Raw genomic sequence first — 15,710 nt, 5'->3', positions numbered from 1 at the left:
CGAAACGTTACGTGATTTTAGTCATCGTGCAAACTATAAACGACGAAAAGCGAGGTAATATCGTGGAGTTTAGTGTAAAAAGTGGCAGCCCCGAAAAACAACGTAGTGCCTGTATCGTTGTAGGTGTCTTTGAACCACGCCGATTAACGGCAGTAGCAGAGCAGCTTGACGAAATTAGCAATGGCTACATTAGCAACCTGTTGCGCCGCGGCGACCTTGAAGGTAAAGCCGGGCAAATGTTGCTACTGCATAACGTACCAAACGTATTAAGCGAGCGTGTGCTTCTTGTCGGTTGTGGCAAAGAGCGAGAGCTAGACGAGCGGCAGTACAAAAATATTATCGCTAAAACAATTCAAACACTGAATGAAACGGGTTCAATGGAAGCGGTGTGCTTCTTAACCGAGCTTCATGTAAAAGGTCGTGATACCTACTGGAAAGTGCGTCAAGCAGTAGAAGCTACTGAAGACTCTCTTTACACTTTTCTACAGTTAAAAACCAAGAAAGGCGAGCCTCGCCGCCCACTGCGTAAAATCGTGTTCAATGTGCCTACGCGTCGTGAATTGACAGTAGGTGAGCGCGCCGTCGATCATGGTCTAGCTATCTCTCGCGGTGCTAAGGTGACCAAAGACGTGGCTAATATGCCGCCAAATATCTGTAATCCAGACTATTTGTGGAAACAAGCCCAAGAGCTCGCGAGTCGTTATGACAGCGTTACAGCTGAAGTGGTGGATGAAACGCAAATGGCCGAACTAGGCATGCAGGCGTATTTGGCTGTAGGTCGCGGTTCAGAAAATGAAAGCATGATGAGTATTATGCATCATCGCGGCGGTCCTGCAGATCAAGCGCCTATTGTACTGGTAGGTAAAGGCCTTACTTTTGATTCCGGTGGTATTTCAATTAAGCCAGGCGAAGCCATGGATGAAATGAAATACGACATGGGCGGCGCTGCCGGTGTATTGGGAACCATGCACACCATTGCTGCGCTGAATTTGCCAATCAACATTATTGGTGTGCTGGCTGGCTGTGAAAATATGCCCAGTGGCAACGCCTATCGCCCTGGCGACATACTGACTACTATGTCGGGACAAACCGTTGAAGTACTTAACACCGACGCCGAAGGTAGGCTGGTTTTGTGCGATGCGCTTACCTACGTAGAGCGTTATGAGCCAGAGTTAGTCATTGATGTGGCAACGCTCACAGGCGCGGCAATTATTGCGCTAGGTCATCATGCTACGGCGGTCATGAGTACGCACAACCCACTTGCACACGAACTGTTAAATGCTTCCGAGCAAAGTTCAGATCGTGCGTGGAGACTACCGCTATGGGATGACTACCAAGAGCAGCTAGAAAGCCCGTTTGCTGATATGACAAACCTAGGTGGACGACCTGCAGGCAGTATTACTGCTGGGTGCTTCTTGTCCCGCTTTACGAAAAAATACAACTGGGCCCACCTGGATATTGCGGGAACAGCATGGCGCAGTGGCAAGAACAAGGGCGCCACCGGACGCCCAGTACCTATGTTGTCACAATTCTTGATGAATCGTGCCGACATTAAGCTAGAGGATTAATCTTCTATGCCACAGGTTATTTTTTATCAACTCAGTGCTAGCGATAACGGCGTAACGGGTAAAGCCAGTGAAGTCGTTGCAAACGCGTTTGCTAATAAACAAAAAATTAGCGTGCTGTGTGATACACAAGCACAAGCAGAAGAAGTTGATGAATTGTTGTGGCAACTACCGGCGAACCGTTTTGTTCCTCACAACCTCTATGGTGAGGGGCCGCAAGCGGGCACGCCGGTGGAAATATGCTGGCAGCCTGAACAGGTTGCCAGACGACAAATGGTGGTCAACGTGGGTTCAGGGATGGTGTCATCGCCTAACCAGCACCGCCAAATCATCGATTTTGTGCCCGTGGATGAAAATGCTAAGCAAGCAGCGCGGGTGAGATACAAAAACTATCAGCAAGCTGGATGTAATATGCAGTTTAAGTCTGTGTGACTTAGCGTACTTGGTACCGCTTATTCAACGCAAATCTATACAGTGCATGACTAGATTTGAGCGAAACAACAAAAATCGCCTACAGTCGTCAACTTTTTTACATCAGCTTTTAAACGAGAGTCAGTAATGGATAAAACCTTCGAACCGCAGTCTATTGAGCAGCAATGCTACCAAAAATGGGAAGAGGCGGGTTTATTTAAAGCATCTGGTAGCGGCGACCCCTATTGTATTCTTCTTCCTCCACCGAATGTGACGGGTAGCCTGCACATGGGTCATGGTTTCCAGCAAACCATTATGGATGCACTTACTCGCTATCACCGCATGAAGGGTGACAATACCCTATGGCAGGTGGGTACCGACCACGCTGGTATTGCTACGCAAATGGTGGTTGAACGCCAGCTAAACGCTCAGGGCAAAACTCGCCACGATCTAGGTCGAGAAGACTTTATTAAAAAGATCTGGGAATGGAAAGAACACAGTGGCGGCACAATCACTAGCCAAATGCGTCGATTGGGCACCTCGCCAGACTGGTCTCGCGAAGTCTTTACTATGGACGATGACCTTTCAACAGCAGTGACCGAAGTGTTTGTAAAACTGCACGAAGAAGGGCTTATCTATCGCGGTAAACGCTTAGTTAATTGGGACCCTGTTCTTCACACAGCCGTTTCTGACCTTGAAGTGCTAAACGAAGAAGAAGACGGCCATATGTGGCACATGCGTTATCCTCTTGCCGATGGCAGTGGTGAGCTTGTGGTAGCGACAACCCGCCCCGAAACCATGTTAGGTGATACCGCAGTAGCCGTTCACCCTGACGATGAGCGTTATCAAGATTTTATCGGCAAAGACATTAAGCTGCCTATTACGGGCCGTTTAATTCCTATTATTGCTGATGACTATGTAGATATGGAATTTGGAACCGGTTGCGTAAAAATAACGCCGGCTCACGATTTTAACGACTATGACATGGGTAAGCGCCACGACTTACTTATGATCAATATCTTAACCGACGATGCCAAAATTAACGATGAGGCGCCAGAGGCGTATCGCGGTTTAGATCGCTTCGATGCGCGCAAGCAAATTGTTGCCGACCTAGACAGCCAAGGCGTATTGGTTAAGATTGAACCCCATAAACTTAAAGTGCCTCGTGGAGATCGCACCGGCGCGGTTATCGAACCATATCTTACCGACCAGTGGTATGTAGCGGTAGAGTCACTTGCTAAGCCAGCCATTGAAGCTGTTGAAAGTGGAGAGATTCGTTTTGTACCAGAGAATTGGAACAAAACCTACTTCCAGTGGATGAACAATATCCAAGACTGGTGCATCTCTAGGCAGCTTTGGTGGGGACATCGAATTCCTGCATGGTATGACGAAAGCGGCAAGGTATACGTAGGGCGAACAGAAGAAGAAGTGCGTGCCAAACACAGCCTTGGCAATGATGTAACGCTTTCACAAGATAACGATGTACTTGATACTTGGTTCTCAAGTGCACTATGGCCATTTGCAACAATGGGATGGCCTAAAGAAACCCCTGATTTAGAAACGTTTGTTCCTTCGTCAGTATTGGTAACTGGCTTTGACATTATTTTCTTCTGGGTAGCCAGAATGATCATGATGACGAAGAAGTTTACCGGTAAAATTCCATTCAAAGACATTTATATCACGGGTCTTATTCGCGATGAGAGCGGTGATAAAATGTCGAAGTCGAAAGGCAATGTACTTGACCCTATCGACCTGATTGACGGCATCGACCTTGAATCTCTTGTTGAAAAGCGCACCGCCGGAATGATGCAGCCTCAGCTAGCAGAAAAAATTGTGAAGCGCACCCGCAAACAGTTCCCTGACGGTATTCATGCCTACGGTACAGATGCACTTCGTTTCACGTTTGCTGCAATGGCATCCACCAGCCGTGACATCAATTTTGATATGTCTCGCGTTGAAGGCTATCGCAACTTCTGTAATAAAATTTGGAACGCATCGCGCTTTGTATTAATGAATACAGAAGAGCACGATACCGGCGCTAACGGCGGCGAGATGGTACTCAGTCTGGCAGATCGTTGGATTTGGGCGAAGTTCCAGCAAACACTTGTTGAGTTTGAAAAGGCATTGTCTGACTACCGTTTTGATATTGCAGCCCAAACAATTTACGAGTTTACGTGGAATCAGTTCTGCGACTGGTATTTAGAATTAACTAAGCCAGTACTGAGCAACGAAGCGAGTAGCGAAGCTGAAAAGCGCGGAACCCGTCATACGCTCATCAATGTGTTAGAAAGCCTTTTGCGTTTAATGCACCCAATTATGCCATTTATCACTGACACTATTTGGCAGCGTGTAGTGCCTTTAAGTGCGCTTAAGATAGAAGACGGCGCTAGCATCATGGTGCAACCGTTCCCAGAAGTAGACACCGCTAAGCAAGACGATACTGTTCTCGCTGATATTGAATGGGTGAAGAAGTTTATTGTCGGTATTCGCAATATTCGAGGCGAAATGGATATTTCACCGAATAAGCCGCTAAACGCATTGTTGAAGAATGTCAGTGATTCTGATGCGCTACGTTTAGACGCTGCTAAAGGCTTCTTAGACAAACTGTCTAAGCTTGAGAGCGTGACTATTTTAACCAAAGACGATACTGCGCCAGCGAGTGCTACCGCATTAGTGGGAGAGATGGAAATTCTTATCCCCATGGCAGGACTGATTGATAAAGATGCTGAGCTTGCTCGTATCACTAAAGCCATGGAGAAAGTAGAAAAAGACGTGTCTCGAACTCGCGGAAAGCTGGGTAATGAAAAGTTTGTTAGCAATGCGCCAGAAGCGGTTATTGAAAAAGAGCGCGCAAAATTAGACGAAGGTGAAAAGGCACTGGCCAAGCTTAAAGAGCAGTACGATACTATAGCTGCACTCTAAGTGAATGATTCAGCTAACGAATATTCAGGTTAGTTAAACGACGTTTGTTAAAGCTAAGCCTTTTTAATGCCTATACGACGTTTACCTTTGCCTTGAAGGCTCAGTACTCGTGTTCGTCAGTATGCTAAATAAGCCATAAAAAACGGGGTCACTGTACGCTATACGTATACAGTCGACCCCGTTTTTATATATAAAAGCTTAAATGAGATAGTCGTTTTTGCTATTCCCGTCGTGAGCTCTATCCGTTAGGAATTGCGCAAGTTTCACGGTTAGCGCCTTTTGTTTGATAGGCTTAGTCAGATAGTCATTCATTCCTGCATCAATGGCATTTTGTTTATCTTCTTTCATCGCATTAGCAGAGAGGCCAATGATGACAATGTCGGTAAAGCCTTTTGCCCTAAGTGCTTTGGTCGCCTCGTAACCGTCCATAACCGGCATTTGAACATCCATTAGAATAAGGTCGTATTCCGAAGAGTTTTCAATCTTGCGAAGGGCTTGTTTACCATCTTCAGCCACATCAAAGGTTAGCCCTACATTGGTCAGCATTTCACCCGTCACAAGTTGATTGATATTGTTATCCTCTACAAGAAGAACATGCCCTTCAAAGAATACGTTTTTCTCTTCATTCTCTTTGTCTTTGACGACCTGAGATTTCTCAGATGTGTCTTTTGTTATCACCTGCTTAATAAACCGCTCAAATTGAACCGGTGTAAACGGATGCATAATAAGCGGATTGTCCCAAAGGGAGGCATATTTTGCTTGCAGCGCACTACCCGCACTTTCCATCACTAGACCCACAGATTTACCTTCTTCAACCAGCGTTTTAAACCAGCTTAAATTTTGCCTGAAGGTAGCAAAGTCGGGGACATCAATAAGGATGTGCGCAGCTAGGTCAGCCCTATCTTTCCCTTGCTCAATAGTCACAATTGACTGTGACGAAAGCTGAATATGTTGAATATAAGCTTGAGGCAGCAGTGCACAGTCAGTCACATATAGACTGTCATCAGGTAACGCTGGGGTTTGATGCAACACGCCTTTTTGCTGATTAATCACTTTAAGTGGAAGGGTGATAACAAATTCGCTGCCTTTACCTAAGGCTGATGTGGCGTGGAGTTCGCCGTGCATGAGTTCCACAAGTTGGCTCACAATGGCTAAGCCTAAGCCCGTCCCGCCATAGGTTCTATTTGTTGAGCCGTCTGCTTGCGTAAAGGGTTTAAATATTCTGCCGAGCTGGGCTTGGCTCATACCTATGCCAGTATCAGACACCCGCATAGTCAGATTGAATACGTCACCAGAATCACTCAAAGCACCGTCAAAATCTATTTCAATGCGCCCTTGCTCGGTGAATTTAACCGCATTATTACCTATATTCATGATGATTTGAGCAATGCGTAAAGGGTCGCCAACAATTTGTGAATACAGAGACGGATTGACTGAAAAGCGAACTGAAAGGTTTTTCTCTTTCGCTCTAAGCGCTATTACGGCAATTAAGTTATCAAACAGTGAATGAAGGGAGAAATTCACTTCTTCAATTTTTAATTCGCCCGCTTCAATTTTTGAAAAGTCTAAAATATCGTTAATCACGCTTAGTAAAATTTGACCGGAATAAGCGGCTTTATCAAGGTAGTCTCTTACCGTGTTGCTGAGTGTTTGCTTTTGAGCAAGTTCTATTAAGCCAATAATGCCATTCATAGGAGTACGGATTTCATGGCTCATGTTAGCTAAAAAGATGCTTTTTGATGCGGTGGCCTGTTCCGCTTTAAGCTTTGATATTCTCAGTTCGTGATTAAGACGCTCTTGTTCAACGTTTAAATTTTGTGCATCTTCTAGAAGCTTTTGGGTTTGCCTGTTCTTATCGCTAAACACCATAGCGGCTCTTGACAGTTTGCCGATTTCATCAGTGCGTTTGCTACCGGGAATATTTTCAATCTGCACATCTTGAGAGAGCTTATTAAAAACACGGGTAATAGACTGAATAGGCCCAAGTATTCTTACCATGGTAAAAATGGCGGCGACAAGGGCTAATAAAATTGAAACTAACGAAAATAGCTCACCGTTTTTCTGGGTTCTTGCTGCAAGTTCATAAGTTCGCATAGTGATAGCATCAGACTGTGCCGATACGTTATTTGCTAACTCGCCGCTTAAGTACAGAAACTCTCTCGCCGAGCCAGCCATCACCACATTAACTAAAAACAAATTTCCTTGAGTAATTTGAGTCAGGGTTAAAAAGTCGGCTTTAAGTCTATCCACTCTTGCAGTAATACGCTCAGCTGAGATATCACTCTCTCTATTCACAATTGAGTCAAACGGGCGCAGTGCCTGGTTAAAGGCGTTAACAAAAATGATATCTGGTTTTTGCAGATACTTAAGTGTGGCGTTTTCGGCAAGAATGAGCTGGCTTTTAATCTCGTTAAAAGTAGTAACGCTTATTTCGCCTTGCTCTACAAGCCGAGTTGTGAGGTTTTGTAAGGCAATAATGTTGGCAAGGGTGCCCTCAGAGACTAAGTTATCGCGCTTTGCTCGAGCATCAACAACTTGAGAAAAGTTATCCTTGTACGCATCGAGATGCTCATGCATTCGAGTAAGTACATGATTCTCATCGGATTCTGAATACACGATGTTTGATTGCGCCAGCGTGTCGAGCTTTACATCTATCGAAGCCATTAAACGGGTGAAACGGGTAATGGCTGATGAGCTAGCATTTTCTTTAAAAATCAGCACGTTTCGCTGTAGGTCGACTACATCACGTTCTAGTTCTTTTACAGTGCCTACCGCAGTAATTGCAGCGCTGGCAGAGTCTACCCCCCGATTTAATACTACTTGGTTCTCATGGGCGATATAACTTTGAACAAGTATCAATGCAATAAGTGCAGCAAGAACGATAACAAGCTGAGTTCGTATTGAGGATAGCATGTAGCGCGAAAGCCTTATTTTTGTTTATCGACTAAGAGGTAATAAATTCGTACCACTTTTGTAGGCTATATTCATAGGTTGGCATTACTGTATTCCAAACTGCCACATTACTAAAGCGGTTTTCGTAACTGCCACCGGTTCGTTGGGCTCCTTTTAAAACACTTATTTTACCGTCTGTCCCGGTGAGGTTAGAGGATGCGGGTTTACCTTCATACCAATAATCCCACTCAGCACGAGATAGGTATTTTGCTGAACGCTGAGGATTAGAGATATAGTACCCCTGTCTGGCGATAAATGCGCCAGGCCAGCCCGACAACCACCAGTTCATATATTCATAGGCTACGTCTTTACTACGCCCCGTGGAGGAAGAGGAGAGGCACATCACGCCATGCCATCCGCGATACCCTTCTTTAGGCGCAGCAAATGTCACTGGTATATCTTGCCCATTGAGTGCTGAAACCGCAGGCGAAAACATACTTTCAATGGCCACTCTGCCACTTTTCATAAACTGCACCGATTCCGGCACGGAAGTCCAAAAACCGTTAAAATGGTTAAGCTGCATCAGCTCAATTAGCACGCTGAACAAGTTATCAAGTTCTTGCTCGGTCATGGCGCCCACATCGTTGAATGTTACAAAGCCTTTAGCTTGGGCGGCTAATGCTAAGTCGAAAAGTCCAATAGTGGGGTCGTTAACAATAGCAACGCTTCCCGAGTAACGGCTATCTAGCAGCCATCCCCAGCTTTCAGCTTCGCCCTGCATATCTTTAGGTAAACGTCTTCTATCGTAACCAAAAGAATCGACGTTGTGTACGTAGGGAAGAAAGCTCACTTCATCAGTAGAGTTAGCACTCAAAGTACCATCATTTTGAATATTTAAAATTTTATGAGGGGCATCTCCTGCTCCCATTCGCGCATTCGCGGTGAGTTTGCCTGTTTTAGACAGATCGTTAATTTCTTCCCAATACCCGATGCGCTTTTTCTCAATAGGCTGAATAGCACCTGCGCGCCACAGTACGCCTATACTATTAGACCATTGCTCGTACAAATCGAAAGAAGTAGGGTCCATCGATGCTTTTTGCAGTACGGTTGCACTGCCGCCGGGCTCAAACTGAATATTGATACCCAAATCTTCCATTGCCTGCTGTCTTATGGCCTCCTGAAGCGTTACGTGGGTTCCCATTACCTTTAGCGTGGGTTTAGGCTTACCAATGGCAAATGGAGTAACTCCGGCAGTAATGCCAAGCGCGAGGCTTCCTTTGATCACGCTGCGGCGAGTGAAGACAGATGGTGTACTTTTACTTTTCTTCTGCGTCATGTCCCTACTATCACTTTCAAAGCATTAACTTTTTGTAGTGTGGCACTGATTTCGTAAACTTACCAACAGGTTTTGAAACTAGGGCATGTCCTTGTGTTCAAGTCATTTTCGCAATGCACCGGCTTTAAAAATTCTCAGCCCTGCTGCGCTAATAATAAAACAAAGCGCGATCCACGACATCGAGCCACCGTGTTCTTCAACAATGACGACTGTGTCTTCTACAATATACTCGTTCGTTTCACTTTCTAGTGGTACAAAAGCAAACTCAGCGTTGTCGTAGCCGTCAGAAAACGCCACAAGCTGCTCAGTTTGGGCATCGTATAATTCCAGTAGAATATCGTAATCGTAAGATTGAAATCCCGATACTAAGGTACTTTCTATAACAAAGCTGTCGCTTGAGTCTTCGCCATAAATAAAAAATTCTGATGACACATGGATTGCGTCATAAACGCCGTTTTGACCTAAATAGAGTACTGCATAGACAGGCGCATCGACAAAAATTGTGTCGGCATCAAATTCCACCGAAAACGTAGAGAAGTAGCCGTCGTAATCTAAATCATGCTGCAGGCTTAACCAGCTATCGTAAATCCAAAACTCGTTCACACTGCTAATGACAATATCACTTGATGATTTTGTTGTGTTTGCATGCTGCTCAACACGGGCAGCTTGTTTTGAGCCAATGGGTGAGGTGTTTGAAATACTCAGTGTAGAGACGGCGTTAGCTTCAGCGTCGCTCTCATAATTGCCAGGCTGAGTTGGCAACGCTTCAGCGTTAGCTTGGCTTGGGGCAGGAGGCGCCTCTTTAGCGCTTTCTTGCTCGCTTACTTGATCACTTTTGTCGTTTACGGCTGCTTGCTCTGCCCCAATATAAGGCTGGTTGTAGCGGTACTCTTTAGACGTTACCGTTTTTTTAGCAGAGGTGCTTTCTTCAGTATTTTCCGCAGTATTTGCTGCATGTACGTATGCCACAGGCAGTGCTAAAAATGTAAGTGCTGATAATACTTTTAAAAGGGGAGCGCTAACGCCTAGCTTGCTTTTACTATTAATGGCGCTGCTATAAGAGCTGTTGCTGCATGGGTTACTTCTATAAGAAGCAGCTTTGGGTGGTGCGGTGACAACAGATAATAATTTCATGTGTACATCCTTTTCCAATCAATAATGACACTGTCATTGTTGACGGAAAAAGATGAACCAAAGCTGAAGCAAAACTTAATAGAAAGTTTTACGGTTAGCTAGCGCTTTCTCTACCTATAAACGCTAGCGAGTTACCGTGGGTAAATAGAGTGCGTGCTAGTCATTTAAGTGGTGGTGTTCGTCTTCACCTTCACCGTCCATTACGCCATCTTCGCGAGGCTCAAAATAGGTGCCCCAACCGTCGTAGGTAACATCGTGCTTGTCGGCTATCTTTAATAGCTTATCAATGTCTTCGTTAAGCACGCTGATATCGAGTTTACGTTCCACGACGGCGTCGAAGCAAAATACTTCCTCACCATCGTCTAGCACTAATTCTTCGGCATCAGAAACCTCAAAGCCTGCTTTGAAAGCATCTACTGCTGCTTTTTCTAGCACATCGAAGTCGGTACTCGCAAAATGATGTTCAATGGCGTAATCGGCATCGGCTTGGCTGCCATCTTCTAGCAGTGCATCAATCGTTTCTTGATTGAATTCATACCACTCTTCTCTTTCGTCAAATTGATTCATTTTTTCGGCCTAACCTATGCGTTGAAATTGGCTGCAAGTTTACCTGCTTTTCTCTAAATCATCGACCTGCTCATTCAACTGTTCGAACTTTTCTTTCATTTGCTCGTTAAATATTCCCATCCACTCTTTAATAGAGTGCTCTTCTGTTAAAGGCTGGGGAGCGCTAATGTCGATAAGAACAATACCGTTGTTCCACTTATTCCAGCGAACCTTCTTGTGTAGGTTACTCGCCGTCACCATCACCACTGGCTCATTGGTGGTTTTTGCCAAACGAAACGCGCCTTGTTTGAATGGCAAAATTCCTCGTCCATTACTGCGGGTGCCCTCTGGAAAAAGCCACACTGAGGTTTTCTTTTTGGCAATACGGTTTGCAGCGATATCGAGGGTGTTTCTGGCTGCGCCAGAATTTTTGCGGTCTATCATGATGTTGCCTGATAGCCAGTATATTTGACCGAATATGGGGATCCACTTGAGGCTTTTCTTGCCAATGGTAACAACCCCGGGGAGTGCGGCTTTACAAATGGTCATTATGTCGAAACTATTTTGATGATTCGCGATAAACACATAGGGCTCATTCAGTTTCACCGCTGGGTCTCGTTTAATAATAATTGTTAAGCCCACAACCTTGGCCATTTGAGAATACAGTGCTCCAGCGGCCTGAACGTTATCTTTGTGAAACGGGCGTAAAATACAAACGAATAGCAGTACTAGGTTAATAACCAAGAATGCGATAAGAAGAATGGGAATACGGAACAATGCTATCAAAACAACTCCTAGCGAATAATTGTGCGCGCAGTATAGAAGAAATTTCAGCGTACACTTGTCCGATGAGTTTTTATAGTGAAGTTTCTAATCTAGTCTACACTTAACGGCGGCGCCTTGTGACTTTGTGCGTTACACAGGTTTAGCTCAACATGGGTGTATTTCAATGTGTTTTTAAATCAATCAAGGTGGCAAACCGCGTAAATTCAAAATCATGCCGTCAGCAAAAGTAAACACGGCCTAAGCGAATTGCGTAAAAACGATGTTTTATCACCTTTAGTATGAAGCATTTTTATCGATAGCCCATTACAATAGAGAAGAACGTGCAGCCTAACCGTAGTTGGTACCAATAAGTATGTTGACATTTACCCCTGACGAACTAGAAGAAGATATTCTTGCAGATCTCATGGAAGAAATTAACGAACTCTATGAGTCAAGTGAGCAAACGTTAATCGAACTTGAGCTACGCCCAGCAGACAACGAATTGCAACGGGCTCTGTTTCGCTCAATCCACACTATTAAGGGCGACTTAGGGCTAGTTAACTTTTCTCCTATGATCCCACTTCTGCAGCACGTAGAAGACTTACTCGACTTTCTTCGCAAAGGCCAGGTTGATTACACCAGCACCATGAGCGACCTTGTTCTGTTAACCATGGACAGGGTGAAAGCGTTTGTTGAAGAAGTGATGCAGCGGGGTAAAGCTGACTATGACAACACGCTTCACGAGCAGCTAGTGCTTGCGATAAGTCGAGTTTCACCTGAAAACTCAACTGAACACGAGCGCCTGCTTACCGACGCAGTATTACTGTTAAATCCGGCTCTCGATGTAGCAAAAAATGACAGCACTGCGACTACCGCAGGCCAAGCAAAAGCCCCAGTACTGGCATCCACGGGTATTCCAAAAGACATCAGCAGTGAAAAGAAGCAAGATGTCTTGTTTTTTAGAGAGCTAATGCAAACGGTAGAGCGCCGTTCAAACTTCTGGGCGGGTAAGGGCGATCGCATCGCTAAACTGGCCATGTATATCAACGACGTTGCTGATAATATCATTGATGAAGACCAGCTCGCGGTGGCCAGCTATGTTCACGACTTTGGCATGGCATTTATGCCTATGAAGTTGCTCACCAAGGGCGATACCTTGAGTGAAAATGAATTTAATTTGATGCGTTCTCACGTTTATAAAAGTGCCCGGTTGCTGGAGCATTTAGACGAATGGGATTTAGCGAGAAAGATTGTTATGCAGCACCATGAGCGTACCGATGGTTCAGGATACCCTCTGGGCTTAAAAGAAGACGATATCTGTGAAGGCGCAAAACTGTTGGCAATTATTGATACGTATGATGCTCTAACGCATGCCAGAGCGCACAGTGAAGACAAAGTAATGTCGAAAAAAGACGCGGTTATTCATATCAACAAACAAGCGAAAGGCCAGTTCAGTATGAAGTGGGTACGCTTATTTAATCAGGGCATGACGGGCTTATTAACAAAAGGGCATTAAGCCCTTTTGTTACTCTTGAGTAGAATTTAAGAAGACGTTTGAGCAATGCGCCCTAGTTAATCCCAAGCTCTTTTAATTTACGAGTAAGCGTATTGCGTCCCCATCCCAATCGCTTGGCCGCCTCTTGTTTGTGACCGTGGGTGTGCTGAAGCGCACGTTCCAGCATCACTTTTTCAAATATCAGCATGGCATCGTTTAATATGTCATTGCGGCCATCTCTTAGCTGTTTGTCTGTCCAATTAGCAAGAAGCTCGGGCCAGTCGCCCACGGTTGCGGTAGCGGTTTCGACACTACCATCGCTGTGGATTTCAGGGGGCAAATCGCTCGGTATGACTTCCTGCCCGCTAGCCATTACGGTAAGCCAGCGACATACGTTCTCTAATTGCCTAACGTTACCGGGCCATGGTAATTGCGACATAACTCGCTCAGCGTTTTTGCTAATGCTTTTGGCGTCAACATCGAGCTCTTTTGCTGCGCGACGCAAAAAGTGACGAGTCAGCAGCGGAATATCTTCACGGCGCTCAGAAAGTGAGGGCAGGTGCACACGAATTACGTTGAGACGATGGAATAAATCTTCGCGAAACTTACCTTCAGCAACCCTAATTTCTAAATTTTGATGGGTTGCTGCAATAATTCGCACATCAACGCTCACCGATTGATGACCACCAACGCGGTAAAACTGGCCATCAGCTAGTACCCTTAAAAGCCGGGTTTGCACGTCTAACGGCATGTCGCCAATTTCATCGAGAAACAGAGTTCCACCATCGGCCTGTTCAAATCTTCCTTGGCGAGCTGCTTGTGCACCGGTAAATGCCCCTTTTTCGTGCCCGAATAATTCAGACTCTACGAGGTCAGCGGGAATGGCTGCCATGTTTAATGCAATAAACGGCTTGCTTGAGCGTGGACTGTGTCTGTGAAGGGCGTGAGCAACAAGTTCCTTACCTGTTCCAGATTGTCCGTTAATGAGCACACTGATTGATGAGCGCGAAAGTCGGCCAATAGCGCGAAAGACTTCCTGCATTGCCGGGGCTTCACCAATGATTTCAGTGACCACTTCATCAGGCTGTACCTTAGTGGCTGAAGACTGCTCTCTGGAATGGTCTAATGCACGCTGGGTTAGTGTTACCGCTTCATCTATATCGAAGGGTTTGGGTAAATACTCAAACGCACCTTTTTGGTAAGCGTTCACCGCGCTGTCTAAATCTGAATGCGCAGTCATAATAATAACCGGAAGCAACGGATGAGAGCTATGTACTTCATTTAATAACGTCATGCCATCCATCTGCGGCATACGTATATCCGATATAATCACTTCAGGGGCTTGACCGCTTTGGATTTGACGCAGCAAGTCTTCAGGGTTTTCAAAACTTAAGCAGCTAATATCAGCTGCCTGTAAGGCTTTTTGCAGCACCCAACGAATAGAACTGTCATCATCGACAATCCATACCGATTCATTCGTCATCGCCTGTCTCCTTGCTGTTAATTGGAATGTATATCACGAATTTTGTATAACCCGGGTGGCTATCCACATCTATCTTGCCGCCGTGATGGTTAATAAGGGTTTGCGATATGGATAACCCTAAGCCTGATCCATTCTGCTTACTGGTTACCATGGGATAAAATAACGTGTCCTTGATATCTGCTGGAATACCCGGCCCGTTATCGATAATTTTTACTTTAGCCACTAATGCATGGCGCTCAGACTGAATGGTCATCTGGCGCTCGATACGCGTGATCAATTGAATTTCTGGGTTTGGCGTATTGTGCTCGTTTAACGCCTGAATACTGTTTCTGACGATGTTCAATACTGCCTGCTGAATCATATCCGGATCGATTCTTAAATCGGGAATGCTCGGATCGTAATCCCTAATAATTGATATTGGATTTACTGAGTCTACCAACATCAGGCTTCGAACTTTCTCTAGTGCTTGATGAACGTTACTCATCTCGAAGCGGGGTAGGGAGTTGGGGCCTAATAATCTGTCTACTAATGTGCGCAAGCGATCAGATTGCTCAATAATCATACGGGTGAATTCTTTATGCTGCTCGGGTAGCTCTTTTTCTAGAAGCTGGGCTGCGCCGCGGATGCCCCCTAACGGATTTTTGATTTCATGGGCTAGGCCTCGCACGAGCTCTCGCGCCGCATAATGTTGAGCGTTTTGCAGGTTTTCACGGGTAATTCGCTTTTGCTGATCAATCTTCTTAACTTCAAAAAGTAGGCCGGGACCATTTGCCGTAGTGATATTTGTTACGGTTAAATCAACAGACACGTAGCGGTTATCTTTAAACGCGAGCTTTATTTCGTTTTCAGTAAAGTCTTCGCCTTTTCTTATAGCCGCTTTAAGTCGTGTGGTTTCAATAGTATCAGGCAAAAAGAAGTCTGGCAGAAAGTGCCCTTGAAGTTGTTTCATGCCTGTTTCAAATAGCGCCTCACCCGCATGGTTGGCGTAAACAATGCGCAGGCTACTATCAACGGTAACGAGCGCTGTGTTTAAACTATTTAATAGCAGCTGTGTCTCTGACTCGGTAGATACCATCCGAGCATGTCTCCTTTGCACCAAGTTTGTGCATTGTAGCGTACAGCTAAGAAGACCGCCTCGGATTCTCTCAAAAATTATTTTGA

At 45.2% G+C, this 15,710-nt stretch carries 11 protein-coding genes; 4 read left to right on the top strand and 7 right to left on the bottom strand.

Annotation, left to right across the window (positions count from 1 at the left end; genetic code table 11):
• Positions 1–62: 62 nt before the first annotated feature.
• From pepA to JV36_RS0116730, 3 genes are all read left to right on the top strand, one after another.
• Positions 63–1,568, top strand: a complete 1,506-nt coding sequence (gene pepA, locus JV36_RS0116740) for a leucyl aminopeptidase (RefSeq protein ID WP_032097563.1) — start codon at positions 63–65, stop codon at positions 1,566–1,568.
• A gap of 6 nt (positions 1,569–1,574) precedes the next feature.
• Entirely contained in the window at positions 1,575–1,997 is a 423-nt protein-coding gene (locus tag JV36_RS0116735) for a DNA polymerase III subunit chi (RefSeq protein WP_032097334.1), read from the top strand.
• A gap of 126 nt (positions 1,998–2,123) precedes the next feature.
• A complete protein-coding gene (locus JV36_RS0116730) occupies positions 2,124–4,898 on the top strand; it encodes a valine--tRNA ligase (RefSeq protein ID WP_032097335.1) in 2,775 nt (924 codons plus the stop codon).
• 198 nt (positions 4,899–5,096) lie between these two features.
• On the opposite strand, the gene JV36_RS0116725 is transcribed toward JV36_RS0116730, so the two are convergent.
• The 5 genes from JV36_RS0116725 to JV36_RS0116705 all read right to left on the bottom strand — a co-directional run bounded on the left by JV36_RS0116725 (position 5,097) and on the right by JV36_RS0116705 (position 11,592).
• Positions 5,097–7,811, bottom strand: a complete 2,715-nt coding sequence (locus JV36_RS0116725; protein WP_052010325.1) for an ATP-binding protein — start codon at positions 7,809–7,811, stop codon at positions 5,097–5,099.
• Between the two features lie 31 nt (positions 7,812–7,842).
• Complete coding sequence (locus JV36_RS0116720) at positions 7,843–9,126, bottom strand: ABC transporter substrate-binding protein (RefSeq protein ID WP_032097336.1); 1,284 nt, start codon at positions 9,124–9,126, stop codon at positions 7,843–7,845.
• A gap of 102 nt (positions 9,127–9,228) precedes the next feature.
• Entirely contained in the window at positions 9,229–10,260 is a 1,032-nt protein-coding gene (locus JV36_RS0116715; protein ID WP_052010326.1) for a choice-of-anchor H family protein, read from the bottom strand.
• A 156-nt stretch (positions 10,261–10,416) separates the two neighbouring features.
• Entirely contained in the window at positions 10,417–10,827 is a 411-nt protein-coding gene (gene rraB / locus JV36_RS0116710) for a ribonuclease E inhibitor RraB (protein ID WP_032097337.1), read from the bottom strand.
• A 39-nt stretch (positions 10,828–10,866) separates the two neighbouring features.
• Entirely contained in the window at positions 10,867–11,592 is a 726-nt protein-coding gene (locus JV36_RS0116705; protein WP_032097338.1) for a 1-acylglycerol-3-phosphate O-acyltransferase, read from the bottom strand.
• Between the two features lie 352 nt (positions 11,593–11,944).
• Between JV36_RS0116705 and JV36_RS0116700 the strand changes: the two genes are divergently transcribed.
• Positions 11,945–13,087 (top strand): HD domain-containing phosphohydrolase, encoded by a 1,143-nt coding sequence (locus tag JV36_RS0116700; protein ID WP_032097339.1) that lies wholly within the window; start codon positions 11,945–11,947, stop codon positions 13,085–13,087.
• 52 nt (positions 13,088–13,139) lie between these two features.
• Here JV36_RS0116700 and glnG read toward each other — a convergent pair whose 3' ends face one another.
• Together glnG and glnL are read right to left on the bottom strand one after the other, a co-directional pair.
• Positions 13,140–14,549, bottom strand: coding sequence for a nitrogen regulation protein NR(I) (gene glnG, locus JV36_RS0116695; protein WP_032097340.1), 1,410 nt, complete (start codon positions 14,547–14,549; stop codon positions 13,140–13,142).
• Positions 14,539–15,624: a nitrogen regulation protein NR(II) gene (gene glnL, locus JV36_RS0116690; RefSeq protein ID WP_032097341.1), complete on the bottom strand. Its 1,086-nt coding sequence runs from the start codon at positions 15,622–15,624 to the stop codon at positions 14,539–14,541. The genes glnG and glnL overlap by 11 nt, the downstream gene beginning before the upstream one ends.
• Positions 15,625–15,710: the final 86 nt, after the last annotated feature.

It is taken from the genome of Alteromonas sp. LOR (assembly GCF_000753865.1).
GTDB lineage: Bacteria > Pseudomonadota > Gammaproteobacteria > Enterobacterales > Alteromonadaceae > Alteromonas.
Note: the sequence above shows the minus strand (reverse complement) of the source record. Positions and strands in the feature narration are given on the sequence as shown.

Excerpts from the sequence above, each read along its gene's own strand:
- JV36_RS0116730 (WP_032097335.1), top strand. The coding sequence starts at position 2,124 with ATGGATAAAACCTTCGAACCGCAGTCTATTGAGCAGCAATGCTACCAA.
- JV36_RS0116715 (WP_052010326.1), bottom strand. The coding sequence starts at position 10,260 with ATGAAATTATTATCTGTTGTCACCGCACCACCCAAAGCTGCTTCTTAT.
- JV36_RS0116735 (WP_032097334.1), top strand. The coding sequence starts at position 1,575 with ATGCCACAGGTTATTTTTTATCAACTCAGTGCTAGCGATAACGGCGTA.
- JV36_RS0116720 (WP_032097336.1), bottom strand. The coding sequence starts at position 9,126 with ATGACGCAGAAGAAAAGTAAAAGTACACCATCTGTCTTCACTCGCCGC.
- JV36_RS0116725 (WP_052010325.1), bottom strand. The coding sequence starts at position 7,811 with ATGCTATCCTCAATACGAACTCAGCTTGTTATCGTTCTTGCTGCACTT.
- rraB (WP_032097337.1), bottom strand. The coding sequence starts at position 10,827 with ATGAATCAATTTGACGAAAGAGAAGAGTGGTATGAATTCAATCAAGAA.
- glnL (WP_032097341.1), bottom strand. The coding sequence starts at position 15,624 with ATGGTATCTACCGAGTCAGAGACACAGCTGCTATTAAATAGTTTAAAC.
- glnG (WP_032097340.1), bottom strand. The coding sequence starts at position 14,549 with ATGACGAATGAATCGGTATGGATTGTCGATGATGACAGTTCTATTCGT.
- JV36_RS0116700 (WP_032097339.1), top strand. The coding sequence starts at position 11,945 with ATGTTGACATTTACCCCTGACGAACTAGAAGAAGATATTCTTGCAGAT.